Below are 17,039 nucleotides of genomic sequence, written 5' to 3'. Positions count from 1 at the left end.
CTAAGAAGTTGAAAAAGATTATCATTGCAATAGACGGATTTTCGTCGACAGGAAAAAGTACATTGGCAAAACAATTGGCTAAGCAGTTGGGGTATGTTTATGTGGATACGGGTGCGATGTATCGGGCTGTGGCCTTTTTTGCGATGCAGCATCATTATGTTTCTGAAGACCATCTGGATAAAAATAAACTAGTAGACAGTTTGCCTGATCTGCACCTGCATTTCGAATTTAACCCGGAATTAGGTTTTGCTGAAATGTTCCTTAACGGAAAAAATGTTGAAACCGAAATCAGAACCCTGGAGGTTTCACGTTTGGTAAGTAAAGTGGCCGAAATATCCGAAGTGCGTTCCAAATTGGTTGAACAGCAACAGCAAATGGGTAAACATAAGGCAATCGTAATGGATGGCCGTGATATTGGAACCGTTGTTTTTCCGAATGCCGAACTTAAGATCTTCATGACTGCCAGTCCGGAAACAAGGGCGCAACGACGCTATGATGAGTTGGTGGAAAAAGGACAGAGAGTTACTTTTCAGGATGTTTTGCAGAACGTAAACGAACGTGATTATATTGATACACACCGGGAAGATTCCCCTTTGGTAAAAGCCTCAGATGCGATTGAGGTTGATAATTCAGTATTAACCAAAAAAGAGCAATTCCAACTGGTTTTAAATCTGGTTAACGATAAGGTAATGGCATAACCTATACCTGTAATATATAATAATCCGAAATGGTTTGAACTGACAGAATAGTTCAAATTATTTTGGATTTTTTGTTTTTAGTGTTAGATTTACCGGCTTTTTGAAAATTAAACGAATTATTATCACAAAAAAACACGCATGAACATTAAAAACCGCCTTGTACTGATGAGCTTTCTGCAATTTTTCGTTTGGGGAGCCTGGTTGATTACCGTTGGAAATTACTGGTTTGGTACAAAGCAATGGAGTGGGGCAGAGTTTGGGGCTATTTTTTCCACATTGGGACTTTCCTCTATTCTTATGCCAGCACTTACGGGAATTATTGCAGACCGTTGGGTAAATGCGGAAAGACTGTATGGTATTTTACATATTTTAGGTGGTTTGGCCATAGCGTATTTGCCTCAGGTGGATAATCCGACCACTTTTTATTGGGTGATTTTTGCAGCAATGATGTGTTATATGCCCACGATTTCATTGTCGAATTCTATCGGATATACCATTCTTAAAAATAATAAATTTGACGTGGTTAAAGTGTTTCCGCCCATTCGCGTTTGGGGAACCATCGGTTTTATAGTTGCCATGTGGATTACCAATCTGACCGGAAACAAAGCTTCGGTAAATATGTTTTACATCTCTGCTTTTGCTGCTGTGGTTTTGGGTGTTTACTCGTTTACTTTACCGGCTTGTGAGCCACAGAATACCACTTCCAAAGACGCATCGTTATTACAGTCATTGGGTTTGAATGCTTTTAAGCTTTTTGCCAATTATAAAATGGCGTTGTTCTTTATTTTTTCCATGTTTTTGGGAGGAGCATTGCAGTTAACCAATATGTATGGGGATACTTATTTGTCGGAATTTGAAAAGATTCCGCAATATGCCGATTCATTCGTGGTACGATATTCTACTATAATCATGTCGATTTCGCAAATTTCGGAGACGTTGTTTATTTTGGCGATTCCGTTTTTCTTAAAGCGTTTCGGAATCAAACAGGTAATGTTGATGAGTATGTTGGCTTGGGTATTGCGTTTCGGATTGTTTGCTTATGGCGATCCCGAAGGAGGATTGTGGATGATTATTCTTTCCTGTATTGTATACGGAATGGCGTTTGACTTCTTTAATATTTCAGGGTCTTTATTTGTGGAAACCACTACGGATTCTAAAATACGTTCGAGTGCACAAGGCTTGTTTATGATGATGTCTAACGGATTTGGAGCTTTCTTTGGCGGAATTATCAGTGGCTATGTTATCGATAAATATTTCACTGTTGACGGTCAACGCGACTGGCATAATATATGGTTGGCATTTGCGGCTTACGCTTTGGTGATCGCGATTGCTTTTGCCGTGTTGTTCAAGCACAAACACAATCCGAAGGATGTGGAGAGTGTGAGTCATTAACGGATTAAGATGTGCTTATTAGACCCGACAGTTTGTTGAAACTGTCGGGTTTTTATTTTTTAAAATAAAGCTTCCAGCCTTAAAAAGGCTGGAAGCTTTTAGTTTAATTGCATCTTTTACACCTGAAAGGTTTTTAAAACCTGCCAGGTGTAACATCCAGATATACAATACAAATCCTAAATAGCCCCGATTGGAGGAAGCGCCGTGCGCGACGGAAAGTGGGAATAGGGTTTGCAAAAATGCCCAAGCCATTCGCTTCTGTTCAGACTTCTTAGACTGCTTAGATTGGTTAGATTGGTTAGATTGGTTAGATTGGTTAGACCTGCCAGATCAGTGATTTTACAATTACAAAACCCAAATTCCCAAAGAGAATAAAAAGTCTAAGAAGTCTAAAAATCTAAGAAGTCTAAAAATCTAAGAAGTCTAAAAATCTAAGAAGTCTAAACAGACTAATAATCTGATTTTCTAAGAAGTCTAATCGTAAAAACTTTTGTATTCTTAAAAAAAGAATTAACTTTGCACACCTTTTGGTGGATAAGGGTTTCCATTAGGTATCAACTATTTATGTAAAACACTGCTGTTGTTTTCTGTCACTTTATGAAACCCGAGAGGCACGGCATACAAATTTTTTATCAGACATGTCTGAAACATTAAAATCACAAGAAGAGTTTTTAGCGAATTTTAACTGGCATAACTTCGAAGAAGGTATCGATGCAGTAGACGAGAAAAACTTACAGGAATTCGAAGAATTAGTTGCAAAAACTTTCATCGCAACGGATCAGGAAGAAGTTGTAGAAGGTATTGTTGTTAGAATCACTGAAAGAGATGCTATCGTTGATATCAACGCTAAATCTGAAGGTGTAATTTCTTTAAACGAATTCCGTTACAATCCAAACTTAAAAGTTGGAGACAAAGTAGAAGTATTAATTGACGTTCGTGAAGACAAATCAGGTCAGTTAGTATTATCTCACAGAAAAGCACGTACAATCAAAGCTTGGGATAGAGTTATTTCTGCTAATGAAACTGGAGAAATCGTTAACGGTTTCGTAAAATGCAGAACTAAGGGTGGTATGATCGTTGACGTATTTGGTATTGAAGCTTTCTTACCAGGTTCTCAAATCGATGTTAAACCTATCCGTGATTACGATCAATATGTAAACAAAACTATGGAGTTCAAAGTTGTGAAAATCAACCATGAGTTCAAAAACGTAGTTGTTTCTCACAAAGCGCTTATCGAAGCGGATATTGAAGTACAGAAAAAAGAAATCATTGGTCAATTAGAAAAAGGACAAGTATTAGAAGGTGTTGTTAAAAACATTACTTCTTACGGTGTGTTCATTGACTTAGGTGGTGTTGACGGATTAATCCACATTACTGACCTTTCTTGGTCAAGAATCAACCACCCAAGTGAAGTTCTTGAATTAGACCAAAAACTTAACGTGGTAATCCTTGATTTCGATGATGAGAAAACAAGAATCCAATTAGGTTTAAAACAATTAAACGCTCACCCTTGGGATGCTTTAGATGCTAACTTAAAAGTTGGTGATAAAGTAAAAGGTAAAGTAGTTGTAATCGCTGATTACGGTGCATTTATCGAAGTTGCTGAAGGTGTTGAAGGTTTAATCCACGTTTCTGAAATGTCTTGGTCTACGCACTTACGTTCGGCTCAGGATTTCGTAAAAGTGGGTGATACTGTTGAGGCAGTTATCTTAACTTTAGACAGAGAAGATCGTAAAATGTCTTTAGGTATCAAGCAATTAACGCAAGATCCTTGGACTGATATCACTGCTAAATACCCAGTAGGTTCTAAACATACAGGTATCGTTAGAAACTTTACTAACTTCGGAATTTTCGTTGAGTTAGAAGAAGGTATCGACGGATTAGTATATATCTCTGACCTTTCTTGGACTAAGAAAATCAAACACCCATCTGAATTTGTTAACGTTGGTGACAAATTAGATGTAGTAGTATTAGAATTAGATGTTGACGGACGTAAATTATCTTTAGGTCACAAACAAACTACTCCTAATCCTTGGGACAAATATGAAGAAGGTTTCGCAGTTGGAACTATCCACAACGGAACTATCTCTGAAATCGTTGACAAAGGAGCTACTGTAGAATTCGGTGATGATATCGTTGCTTTCATTCCTACACGTCACCTTGAAAAAGAAGACGGAAAGAAATTGAAAAAAGGCGAAACTGCTGATTTCAAAGTAATCGAGTTCAACAAAGAATTCAAAAGAGTAGTTGCTTCTCACACTGCTATCTTCCGCGAAGAAGAAGAGAAAAACGTGAAAGCTTCTGAAGCTAACACTGCATCTTCTACAAATGCACCTGCATCTACATTAGGAGATAACAATGATATTCTTGCTGAATTAAAAGCGAAAATGGAAAAAGGAGGAAACTAATCCTTTCTTAACCTGAATATTTAAAAGCCCCGCATTTGCGGGGCTTTTTTTATGCTTTCATTTGTTATTATTAGTTTATACGTGCTATTATCTCGACGAAAGAGCAATCTCTTTTTAAATAATATCCCGAATTCGAATATTACTTCCTCTACAAATCGGAATTCTATAAAACTCTTTCTGATAATTCGTGAATTAGTGGTTTTTAAAATTATTTTTCCGCCACAAATTCACGAATTAAATCAGCATACAATTACATTAGGAGATAACATTGATATTAAAAGCAAAAATGGAAAAGGAGGATACTAATCCTTTCTTAACCCGAATTCGAATAGTACTTCCGCAACAAATCAGAATCCTATAAAACTCTTTCTGATAATTCGTGAATTAGTGGTTTTTAAAATTATTTTTCCGCCACAAATTCACGAATTAAATCAGTATACAATTACATTAGGAGATAACAATGATATTCTTGCTGAATTAAAAGCGAAAATGGAAAAATAACCGGATAAATTGCTGGTGCGAATTAAAATTTTAGTAGACAGTACCAAAGTTTTAGTAGATGGTATTAAAAATTTTAGTAAATCTTACAAAAATTTTAGTAGCTCTTACCAAAATTTTATTAGCTCTTACCAAAATTTTAGTAGCTCTTACCAAAATTATAGTAGCTCTTACCAAAGTTTTAGTAGATGGTATTAAAAGTTTTAGTTAATCTTATAAAAGTTTTAGTTAATCTTACAAAAGTTTTAGTAGCTCTTACCAAAATTTTAATAGACATTACCAAAGTTTTAGTAGATGGTATCAAAATTTTGGGAGACAGTACCAAATTTCCACGTAAGGAAACGGGGTAGAGTACGCTCGGAACGCCATTTATTGTGTTGGATGGCGTATTTAATTGCTGTAGAATGCTCATTTATTGAGAAATATCACAAAATTTAGTAAGAAAAGTACATTTGAAATTTTTACTTTCTCTAAATTTGAGAAACTAAATTTATTCTTATGAAGAAATTCTACGTTGTATTAGCTGCTTTTTTACTTTTCGGAACTTTAGGAGCCCAAACCATTTTTATCCCGAATGATTACTTTAAATCACAGCTAACTGTTCAAAGTACTGTTTATGGTTATGCAAGAAATAGCAATGGTTATTCTATGATTGTTGATACAAATAATGATGGTGAAATTCAATTGAGTGAGGCACAAAACGTATATGAATTGCATATTAGTGGTTCTCCAATAAATAATTTGACAGGAATTGAATATTTTACTAATCTCCGAAAATTGTCGTGTGGATCCAATAATATAGTTAGCTTAAACTTGTCGACGTTAACACATCTCCAGGATTTGCAATGCCATCATGGCCAATTGCAAAACTTAAATATTGTAGGTCTGACTGAGTTAAAGGATGTTAATGTTGAACATAATCGGTTAGCGAATTTAAATTTGACAGGCTGTACAACTTTACGAAAATTGTGGTGTAATAATAATCAATTAAATACAATTGATGTAACCGCTTTATCAAATCTATATGATTTTAGATGTGAAAATAACAATATTAGTACACTTAATGCTTCCAATTTAACTCTTCTGAATAGCCTTAAATGTTTTAATAATCATATGACAAATTTAGATGTTTCCGGCTCAATAAACCTTAGAACTTTAGATTGTAACAATAATCAAATAGCTAACTTGAATGTTTCGCAGTTAATCAATCTTCGTGACATAAGTTTTGCTAATAATCCGATTTCAAGTATTAATCTGACAGGATTAAATCAAATTACACGGATTGAGTTAGGCGGTACTCAAATAAGCAGTATGAATTTTTCAGAAATACCACTTTTGCAATATATAATTTGTAATAACTGTCCGTTGAATACAATTGATTTGAGTAATAACCATGACTTTCGTGAAATAGTTTGTAACGATAGTCCGTTACTGGAGTCCGTATTTATGAAAAACGGAAATAATAATGCTATTTATGCCACCGGATCAGGACTCAGATATGTATGTGCAGATCAATCCGAAATAGAAAACGGAAGAATATACCTGCCACCAACTACTATTCTGAATTCTTATTGCTCATTCGTACCTGGAGGAATATTTTATACTATTCAGGGAAATAATAAATTTGACGCTAATAATGATGGTTGTGATGCTTCAGATATTTCTTTATCCAATTTAAGATTTAACATAACAAATGGAACAGTTGATGGAACAGTGATTTCAAATGCATCCGGTAATTATTCAATTTCCGTTCAGAGTGGAACACATACATTAACTCCAATATTAGAAAACCCCGAGTATTTTAATATTACTCCATCAATGCTAGATATAACCTTTCCAACACAAGCAAGCCCGTTTACTCAGAATTTCTGCGTAAATGCAAATGGAGTTCATCCAGATATGGAAATATCTTTATTACCAATAGAAGCTGAACGGCCGGGCTTCGACGCTCTTTACAAGTTGATATATAAAAATAAAGGAAATACAACCCAATCAGGTTCGGTTACTTTAACTTTTGATGATGCTGTTTTGGATTTTGTAGTTTCAAATCCTGCAACTTCAAATCAAGCGTTGAATACTTTGTCTTGGGACTTCACCAATTTGCAACCATTCCAGACAAGAGAAATTACATTGACATTAAACGTAAATTCCCCAACGGAAACGCCGGCAGTAAATAACGGAGATATTTTAAATTACACCGCAACAATTACTTCAGCTGCAATAGATGAAACGCCAAATGATAATACATTTACTTTAAATCAAACCGTGGTAAACTCTTTCGATCCAAACGACAAAACCTGTTTAGAAGGCGTTACGATAGCTCCAGGAGAAGTAGGGAAGTACGTGCATTACCTAATCCGTTTTGAAAATAATGGTACTGCCAATGCACAAAACATCGTGGTAAAAGACATGATTGATACGAATAAGTTCGATATCAGTTCTTTAGTTCCGATTAAAGGCAGTCATTCTTTTGTAACCAATATCACTTCAGGAAACAAAGTGGAATTCATCTTTGAAAACATCAATTTACCGTTTGATGATGCTAACAATGACGGTTACGTAGCGTTCAAAATCAAAACAAAACCAACTTTGGTTGTAGGGAATACTTTCAGCAACAGTGCCAGCATTTATTTCGATTATAACTTCCCAATCGTAACCAATACGGCCACAACAACTATCGCTGCATTGAGCAATCAGGATTTTAATTTTGCGACATATTTTATGCTGTACCCGAATCCTGTAAATGATATTCTGAACATAGAAACCAAACAAACTATAGAAGTGAGTTCCATCAATATTTACAATCAATTAGGGCAGTTGGTAGTGGTGGTTCCAAACGCACAGAATATTTCAAAAGTGGATGTTTCTAATTTACCGTCCGGGAATTATTTCATCAAAATCAATTCCGATAAAGGAACATCGAATACCAAGTTTATCAAACAATAAGTTATATTTTTCATACTTCAAAATCCCGATTGCAGTTTGTTATCGGGATTTTTTATAAGAAAATTCGGTTTATATAATCATTTTCATTTATATTTGGGCTGCTAAATTTATTTTATGAAGAAGATTTACTTTTTACTATTCAGTTTATTTCTTTTTACAAGCGTTAATGGACAGATTATTAACTTTCCGGATGCTAATTTAAAGGCTAAATTGTTACAGTCAAATTCCTCTAATTCAATTGTTCAAAATTCCTCGGGTGTTAATTTTAGGCTTGATGCTAACAACAATGGTGAGATTGAAGTCAATGAAGCTATGCAAGTTCATGGTTTATGGGCTGAATTTTCTTCAATTTCTGACGTAACCGGATTGTCTCATTTTAGAAATTTGAGATCCTTGTTTTTGAGAGCTAATACGTTAACATTTATTGATGTAAGCAATTTAATAAATTTAACAACTCTTGATGTGAGTGGTAATCAACTTGCAAATATTGATGTAATCAATTTGGCTAATATTCAAAATTTAGTTTGTAATGATAATCAATTGACAAGTTTAAGCATTAATAATAATTCAACTTTAAAAGTTCTTGTTGCAGGTAATAATTCTTTAACTTCCCTTTTTCTTAAAAAAGGTGGAGTAGCTTTTAATCACTTATCTTTTGGGAATAATCCTAATTTAGAATATGTATGCATTGATGAATCAAGAATAGCTTTAGTACAGAGTAAGCTAAATGAGTATGGTTATACCAATTGTAATGTAAATTCTTATTGTACGTTTGTACCCAGTGGAACTTACTATGTAATTAATGGAAATAATAAGTTCGATAGTAATATTAATGGTTGTGATAGTTCTGATTTTTCTTTTCCATATCTTAAATTAAATATAACCGGAGGGTCTTCATATGGGACTTTGGTTGCTAACTTAAGTGGTAATTATACTGTTCCGGTTTCAGCAGGGAGCTATTCAATTACTCCTGTTTTGGAAAATCCTACTTATTTTACAGTATCCCCTCCAAGTGTATATGTTTCATTTCCCTCCAATGGCAGTCCATACTCACAAAATTTTTGTATAGCCCCAAATGGTAGCCATCCTGATTTAGAAATCATATTAGTTCCGGTTGTTCCTGCAAGACCCGGTTTTGATGCAAAGTATAAGCTTATTTACAAAAACAAAGGAAATCAAACTCAATCTGGGGCCGTTACTTTACAATTTACGGATGCTGTTTTGGATTTAGTTTCATCCAATCCTGCAATTAACAATCAAACTACAAATAACTTGTCTTGGGACTTCACCAATTTACAACCGTTCGAGACAAGAGAAATTACTATAACCTTAAATGTAAATTTTCCAACCGAAACTCCGGCTGTAAATAACGGAGATATATTGAATTATACAGCTTCATTAACTTCGGCCGCGACAGATGAAATGCCAAACGATAATACGTTTACATTCAACCAAACCGTAGTAAACTCATTTGATCCAAACGACAAAACCTGTTTAGAAGGTGCAACAATATCACCAAGCGAAGTAGGGAAGTACGTGCATTACATGATTCGTTTTGAAAATAATGGTACTGCTAATGCCCAAAATATCGTGGTAAAAGACATGATTGATACCAATAAATTTGATATTAATTCTTTAGTTCCGATTAAAGGCAGTCATTCTTTTGTAACGAATATCACTTCAGGAAACAAGGTGGAATTCATTTTTGAAAATATCAACCTTCCTTTTGATGATGCCAATAATGACGGGTATGTTGCTTTTAAAATCAGAACGCAACCTACTTTGGTTGTTGGGGATGTATTCAGCAACAGTGCCAGCATTTATTTCGATTATAATTTCGCAATTGTAACCAATACGGCAACAACAACTATCGCTGCATTGAGCAATCAGGATTTTAATTTTGCGACATATTTTATGCTGTACCCGAATCCTGTAAATGATATTCTGAACATCGAAACCAAACAAACTATAGAAGTGAGTTCCATCAATATCTATAATCAATTAGGACAATTGGTAGTGGTGGTTCCAAACGCACAAAATGTTTCAAAAGTAGATGTTTCCAATTTGGCCTCCGGAAATTATTTCATCAAGATCAATTCGGATAAAGGAACCTCGAATACGAAGTTTATTAAACAATAAGTTATACTTTTCATATATAAAAATCCCGATTGCAGTTTTTGTAATCGGGGTTTTTTTGTTTGAAAAAAAAGATTTGATTTTGAGAAATATCACAAAATTTAGTAAGAAAAGTATATTTGAAATTTTTACTTTCTCTAAATTTGAGAAACTAAATTTATTTTTATGAAGAAAATCTACTTTCTATTGTTGGTTTTTTGCCTTTTTCCTTGTGTTAATGCACAGAGCCCTACGGATAGGGATCCAAATTTTAATCAATTTAATTTACCTCTAAATCATTATTCAGTTGAAGCAGAAGTGAAAAAAAGTAAAGTTTTATCAGATGGGAAAATTCTATTGATAACAGGAAATAAGTTAATCCGATTAAATGGGAATTTACTTGATACTAGTTTTAATACCGGTTCTGGGTTTTCTTATTTTTCAGGAGCTGGGATATTGCATGATTTTGTAGTGCAACCAGATGGGAAAATTATTGTAGGAGGAGAATTCTATTCTTATAATGGAGTGGATGTCGATGATTTAATTAGGCTCAATCAGGATGGAAGTATCGATACAAGCTTTAATGTTCAAGGGGTTGGATTTGAAAATGGAGGAGTTACGCAAATTGAATTGCAATCTGATGGAAAAATTCTTTTAGTTGCGAGGCAGACTACTCAAGGAGGGATTTATAATAATTTAAAAAGATTAAATTCAAATGGAGTTTTAGATACTTCTTTTGCAACTGTGCCTAATTATAATTTTGGAAAATTTGCGATCCAATCTGATGGTAAGTTAGTAGTGTCTCACAATACCAACAATGATTTTTATTCATATGTTGATAAGGTGGCAAGATTAAATACTGACGGTTCTTTTGATACAAGTTTTTCAACGGCAAATTTTTCTCTGATGGTTGGTAGTGGAAGCCAATTGAAAAAAATATTAATCTTAAATAACGGTAAAATACTTGTCGGAGGAAGGTTTAATCGTTGTAGTTCTCAGTCTTATGTAGATTTGGTGAGGCTTAACAATAATGGTACTGTCGATTCGTCATTTCAAATTGGAGCTGGTTTTACCGAAGGAATGACTTCTTATAGATATGATTATGTCTGGGAAATAGTTGAACAACAGGATAACAAAATTATAGCAAGTGGGACGTTTGATAAATTTAATAACATTAATAAGAAAAATATAGTAAGATTAAATGTAGATGGAAGTATTGATAATACATTTGCCGATCCTATTGGTTTTTTAAATATAGAAGGCATCAAATCTGTTTCTTTCTTTAGTGACCAAAAAATTTTGGTGTCGGGTCATTTAGGTAATACTAGAAAATTAGATAGATTTATAGCAAAATTAAACATTGATGGGACAAAAGACTCAAGTTTTAACAACACCTCGAAAGGATTTTATGACATACCAATAAAAACAGTTGTCCAAACGCCTGATGGTAAGATTTTGATAGGTGGAAATTTTCATTCTTATAACGACAGATTATGTAGTAGTTTTACGAGATTAAATTATGACGGTTCATTAGATAACACATTAACTTTTGGTGGTTTTAATGGAATTGACGTAGGTGCCGTCACCGCTATTGCACCTCTATCGAACGGTCAAATTTATTTAGGAGGTTCATTTTCTAAATATAATAACACGAATGCTGCCACTATTGTTAGAATAAATGGAGATGGAACCAAAGACAGTGCTTTTAATATAAGTGGGACAGGATTTAGTTCTAGCGGTGCTATTAAAAAAATATACCCACTATCTAGTGGCCTTGTTTTAGTTGGAGGTGCATTTACGTTTTTTAATGATAGTTCTTGTTCTGGTTTAGTCAGATTAAATAGTATTGGTCAAATTTGGGGAACTTTTGATATTGGGAATAATGTGAAAACTATAGTAGGTCAAAATGATGGTAAAATTTTGGTTGGAGGAGCACTTTCAGGAACTACCGTAGATGGAATTATTCGATATACAAGCACTATGGGAGTTGATTCAACCTTTGTTTTAGATCCTCTGATAACAAGTTCAGTTGTTAATTCCATTGTCGTTCAACAGGACGGAAAAATATTAATTGAAGGGCAATTTACTGTCAATGGGGTTAATACAAATTTTTTAAGAATTTTTAGCAACGGTACTTTGGACACATCTTTTAATTATAGTTTGCAAAATAGTGGATTTAGTATTGTTGATTTTATATTGTTACCAAATCAAAAAATTGTTTTATCATTATCAGATAATAGTATTTATCAAAGGAAAATGGTAAGGCTTAATAATAACGGGACAATTGATACTACTTTTAGTGAGCAATATTTTGAAGGTGATGATTCTCCTAACCTTTATTGTCAGACAGATGGTAAAATTTTATTATATGGTTGGTTATTGAAATACCAAGGACAACCGGCAAGAAGTATGATTCGCTTATTAGGTGAAGATTATAATTTTGTACAAGGTCAGACTAGATTTGATTCAAATAATAATGATTGTGATCTTAATGATAACCTCTTTACAAACTTGAAAATACAAGTTGTTTCAGGTGCTAATAACAATTATTTTATAGCAAATACTACAGGAAATTATAGTACAGCCTTTACAAATGGCTCACACACAATTACGCCAGTATTTGAAAATCCGAATTATTTTATTGCTTCACCATCAACAGTAAATGTTACTTTCCCAACACAAGCAAGTCCATTCACTCAGAACTTCTGTATAACGGCAAATGGTACTCACCCAGATTTGGAAGTAGCTATTTTACCTGTAAATCCAGCAAGACCTGGTTTTGATGCAGTTTACAAATTGATTTACAAAAATAAAGGAACAAACACACAATCTGGAACTTTAAATTTGAATTTTGATGATTCGATTTTGGATTTAGTTTCAGCTAATCCGGTTGCTACTAATCAAACAGTAAATAACTTGTCATGGAATTTTACAAATCTTCAGTCTTTTGAAACACGTGAAATCATGTTGACTATGAATGTTAATTCCCCAATGGAAACTCCGGCAGTAAATGGAGGAGATGTTTTGAATTACACTGCAACAATTACTTCAGTGGCGACAGATGAAACGCCAAACGATAATACGCTTGCATTTAACCAAACCGTAGTAAACTCTTTCGATCCAAACGATAAAACCTGTCTGCAAGGCGCAACGATAGCTCCAGGCGAAGTAGGGAAGTATGTGCATTATATGATTCGTTTTGAAAATAATGGTACTGCCAATGCACAAAACATCGTAGTGAAAGACATGATTGATACAAACAACTTTGATATTAATTCATTGGTTCCGATTAAAGGAAGCCACTCGTTTGTAACCAATATCTCTTCAGGAAATAAAGTAGATTTCATCTTCGAAAATATCAATCTTCCTTTTGATAATGCGAATAATGATGGTTTTGTTGCGTTCAAAATCAAAACGAAACCAACTTTGGTTGTCGGGAATACGTTCAGCAACAGTGCCAGTATTTATTTCGATTACAACTTCCCAATCGTAACCAATACGGCAACAACAACTATCGCTGCATTGAGCAATCATGATTTCAGTTTCGCAACTTATTTTATGTTGTATCCAAACCCGGTAAATGATATTCTGAACATCGAAACCAAACAAACCATAGAAGTGAGTTCCATCAATATCTACAATCAGTTAGGACAATTGGTAGTGGTGGTTCCAAACGCACAAAATGTTTCAAAAGTGGATGTTTCCAATTTGGCATCCGGGAATTATTTCATCAAAATCAATTCCGATAAAGGAACATCGAATACCAAGTTTATCAAACAATAAGTTATATTTTTCATGCTTTAAAATCCCGATTGCAGTTTGTGATCGGGATTTTTTGTTTTCATCCATTAGCTTAAAAATAATATAAGTTAATATGCACTAAGATTAAGTTAAGGCTCGGCAATTTTAAGTAATTTTGTATTCTAAATAATTGAATATGAGAAAGTTGTACAGTTTATCCGTTGCCCTTTTTACATGTTTATGTGTCTCATCACAAGTTGTTACTATCCCGGATGCGAATTTTAAAGCAAAGTTGTTGGAGGCAAGTCCAAGCAATCAGATTGCGAAGAATTTGAATGGGGATTTCTTTAAAATTGATGTTAATAATGATCTCGAAATCCAGGTAACCGAAGCCATGCAGGTCAGTTATCTGGATGTGCAGCGCGATTTTTCCATTCCGGACAGTCCTTTTATTTCATCTTTAGAGGGCATTTTGAGTTTTGGTAATCTGCAGGACTTAAATTGTACCAATAATCAAATGGCATCGCTGAATGTAAGCGGTTTAACCAGCCTTATAAACTTAGACTGTTCCGGTAATCAGTTAACAACCATGAATCTTACCGGGTTAACAAATTTACAGAGCCTGATTTGTGCGGGTACCGGAAATCAGTTCGGCACTCTGAATTTAACCGCTCTGACCAATCTGAGGGTTTTTATTTGTGCTTTTAACGGACTTTCAAGCCTGAATCTGACCGGTTTGACAAATCTAGAAACGTTGAGTTGCGGGTTTAATAATTTTACAACCTTAGATGTAAGTAGTTTAACCAATCTTCAGGCTTTGTACTGTTCCTCTGTCTCGGCACTAACATCGTTGGATGTTAGCGGATTGGCGAATTTACAGGAGTTGGGTTGTTCCAATAATTTTGGTTTACAGGAATTGCATATTTCAGGAAATCAGTTAACCACTTTAGATTTAAACTTCCTGCCCAATCTTGTTATTTTGGAAGTGACAAATAATCCGTTAACGACATTGAATTTAAGTAATCTGACTTCACTACAGAATTTAGATTGCTCCGGAAATCAGTTAACTTCTTTATTTATTAATAACGGCGCTAACGAAGCAAGCCTGAACATGGACGATAATCCGGATTTGATATATGTTTGTGTTGATCCAACTCAAATCTCCACTGTTCAAACGCTCATTACTTCTTACGGCTACACGAATTGCGTGGTAAATTCGGCTTGTTCATCTTCTGAAGTAGTAACGATATCGGATGCCAATTTTAAATCAAAACTATTGGAAGCAAATCCAACCAATGAAATAGCGAGAAACCTGAATGGTGAGTTTTTTACGATTGATGCAAATAACGATAGTGAGATTCAGCAATCTGAGGCGGCTCAGGTAAGTTCTTTGGATGTAAAGGAATCCAACATCGCTTCAATGGAAGGTGTTTCTGCCTTCACTAATTTATTGTATCTGAATTGCAGAACAAATCAACTGACCGTTTTAAATGTTATTGATTTAACCAATCTGCAGGTGATACGATGTTCCGAAAACCAACTGACAGCACTGAATTTTACCGGATTGACCAATTTACTTGAGTTACACTGTTCCGACAATCAGCTGACTGCTTTAGATCTGGACGAATTTACAACTCTGGAGGCTCTGCATTGCAGTAACAATCTTTTGACGACATTGAATGTAAATGGTTTGCCAAATCTAGCCGAGTTGCATTGTTCGGAAAATCTATTACAATCGTTGTTTATTAAAAACGGCATTGCGGAAGAATTAGAAATCAATTTTAACATGCAAATAGAATATATTTGTGCAGACGATTTTCAGCTTACAGATGTTCAGAATATCATCAACATGAACGATTATTCAAACTGTAATGTAAACACGTATTGTTCCTTTACACCGGGAGGTACTTTTTATACGATTACCGGAACTAGCAGGATCGATTCAAACGGAAACGGCTGTGAGGTGACGGATATGTCTTTTCCCAATTCAAAATTTACAATTGCGAATGGTTCATCTACAGATACTGTGATTGCCAATACTGCCGGGGACGGGTTGTTTAGCTTTTCTGTTGAGGAAGGGACTCACACGATTATACCGGTTTTAGAGAATCCGTCTTATTTTACCGTAACACCGTCAACTGTAACAGTTACTTTTCCAACACAAAGCAGTCCGTTCACTCAAAATTTCTGTTATACGCCAAATGGGGTTCATCACGATTTAGAAGTTTCGATGATTCCTATGAATGCTGCTGTTCCGGGATTTTCTGCCGTTTATGCTATTCTTTATAAAAATAAAGGAAATCAGACTCAATCAGGAACAGTTACGTTCTACTTTGATGAAACGCAGATTACTGACATTTGGTCTTGGAATTTTACAGATTTGAAACCTTTTGAAACGAGGTTAATCTCGCTCCATATTGGCATAAATACTCCAATGGATACACCTCCGGTAAATGGTGGAGATGTATTGAACTATCTTGTAACAATCACCTCTCAGGCAACTGATGAAACACCCAATGACAATACGTTTGCATTAAATCAAACCGTTGTGAATTCTTTTGATCCGAACGACAAAACCTGTCTGGAAGGAGAAACAATTACCACGAATGAAGTGGGGGGATACGTTCATTACATGATCCGTTTTGAAAATACCGGGACTTATCCGGCGCAAATCATTGTTGTAAAAGATATGATTGATACGGATAAATTCGACGTAAGTTCATTGGTTCCGGTTAAAGGAAGTCATGATTATTATACAAACATCAAGGAAAATAAAGTGGAATTCATTTTCGAGAACATCAATCTTCCTTTTGATGATGCTAACAATGATGGTTATGTTGTCTTCAAAATCAAAACGAAACCTGCATTGGTCAAAGGAGATACATTCAGTAATACTGCCAGTATTTATTTTGATTATAATTTCCCAATCGAAACCAATGCCGCTACAACAACCATTAAGGAACTTAAAACTCAGGATTTTGGTTTTTCCGGATATTTTCTGATGTATCCGAATCCTGTAAAAGATGTTTTGAATATTGAAACATTGGAAACCGTAAAAGTGAGTTCCATCAATATCTACAATCAGTTAGGGCAATTGGTGCTGGTGATCCCAAGCGCGCAGGATGTTTCGAAAGTGGATGTTTCTGACTTGGCATCAGGGAATTATTTCATCAAAATCAATTCGGATAAAGGGACTTCTAACACTAAATTTATCAAGGAGTAAGTTATATTTTTTATACAT

At 34.7% G+C, this 17,039-nt stretch carries 8 protein-coding genes; all 8 read left to right on the top strand.

The genetic code is table 11. The features are described from left to right. Positions 1-8: 8 nt before the first annotated feature. The 8 genes from cmk (at position 9) to FLJC2902T_RS15090 (ending at position 17,021) form a co-directional block, all read left to right on the top strand. Positions 9-698: a (d)CMP kinase gene (gene cmk / locus FLJC2902T_RS15120; RefSeq protein WP_023580674.1), complete on the top strand. Its 690-nt coding sequence runs from the start codon at positions 9-11 to the stop codon at positions 696-698. A gap of 138 nt (positions 699-836) precedes the next feature. Further along, complete coding sequence (locus tag FLJC2902T_RS15115; protein ID WP_023580673.1) at positions 837-2,090, top strand: nucleoside permease; 1,254 nt, start codon at positions 837-839, stop codon at positions 2,088-2,090. A gap of 638 nt (positions 2,091-2,728) precedes the next feature. Beyond that, on the top strand, positions 2,729-4,498 hold the full coding sequence (gene rpsA / locus FLJC2902T_RS15110) for a 30S ribosomal protein S1 (RefSeq protein ID WP_023580671.1): 1,770 nt from the start codon (positions 2,729-2,731) through the stop codon (positions 4,496-4,498). A 559-nt stretch (positions 4,499-5,057) separates the two neighbouring features. Beyond that, the gene (locus FLJC2902T_RS16300; RefSeq protein ID WP_023580669.1) at positions 5,058-5,207 is read left to right on the top strand and encodes a hypothetical protein; all 150 of its coding nucleotides are present in this window, start codon (positions 5,058-5,060) and stop codon (positions 5,205-5,207) included. A gap of 287 nt (positions 5,208-5,494) precedes the next feature. Then, positions 5,495-7,942, top strand: coding sequence for a DUF7619 domain-containing protein (locus FLJC2902T_RS15105; RefSeq protein WP_035679154.1), 2,448 nt, complete (start codon positions 5,495-5,497; stop codon positions 7,940-7,942). Positions 7,943-8,056: 114 nt separating this feature from the next. Continuing rightward, positions 8,057-10,081: a T9SS type A sorting domain-containing protein gene (locus FLJC2902T_RS15100; RefSeq protein WP_023580667.1), complete on the top strand. Its 2,025-nt coding sequence runs from the start codon at positions 8,057-8,059 to the stop codon at positions 10,079-10,081. A gap of 162 nt (positions 10,082-10,243) precedes the next feature. Then, on the top strand, positions 10,244-13,840 hold the full coding sequence (locus FLJC2902T_RS16295) for a DUF7619 domain-containing protein (RefSeq protein WP_023580666.1): 3,597 nt from the start codon (positions 10,244-10,246) through the stop codon (positions 13,838-13,840). Between the two features lie 154 nt (positions 13,841-13,994). Further along, positions 13,995-17,021 carry a DUF7619 domain-containing protein gene (locus FLJC2902T_RS15090; RefSeq protein WP_023580665.1) on the top strand — a complete coding sequence of 1,009 codons (3,027 nt, stop codon included), beginning with the start codon at positions 13,995-13,997 and terminating at the stop codon, positions 17,019-17,021. Positions 17,022-17,039 lie beyond the last annotated feature (18 nt).

The sequence above is a fragment of the Flavobacterium limnosediminis JC2902 genome (genome assembly GCF_000498535.1).
Lineage (GTDB): Bacteria > Bacteroidota > Bacteroidia > Flavobacteriales > Flavobacteriaceae > Flavobacterium > Flavobacterium limnosediminis.
Note: the sequence above shows the minus strand (reverse complement) of the source record. Positions and strands in the feature narration are given on the sequence as shown.

Excerpts from the sequence above, each read along its gene's own strand:
- FLJC2902T_RS15090 (WP_023580665.1), top strand. The coding sequence starts at position 13,995 with ATGAGAAAGTTGTACAGTTTATCCGTTGCCCTTTTTACATGTTTATGT.
- rpsA (WP_023580671.1), top strand. The coding sequence starts at position 2,729 with ATGTCTGAAACATTAAAATCACAAGAAGAGTTTTTAGCGAATTTTAAC.
- FLJC2902T_RS15115 (WP_023580673.1), top strand. The coding sequence starts at position 837 with ATGAACATTAAAAACCGCCTTGTACTGATGAGCTTTCTGCAATTTTTC.
- FLJC2902T_RS16295 (WP_023580666.1), top strand. The coding sequence starts at position 10,244 with ATGAAGAAAATCTACTTTCTATTGTTGGTTTTTTGCCTTTTTCCTTGT.
- FLJC2902T_RS15100 (WP_023580667.1), top strand. The coding sequence starts at position 8,057 with ATGAAGAAGATTTACTTTTTACTATTCAGTTTATTTCTTTTTACAAGC.
- FLJC2902T_RS16300 (WP_023580669.1), top strand. The coding sequence starts at position 5,058 with ATGGTATTAAAAATTTTAGTAAATCTTACAAAAATTTTAGTAGCTCTT.
- FLJC2902T_RS15105 (WP_035679154.1), top strand. The coding sequence starts at position 5,495 with ATGAAGAAATTCTACGTTGTATTAGCTGCTTTTTTACTTTTCGGAACT.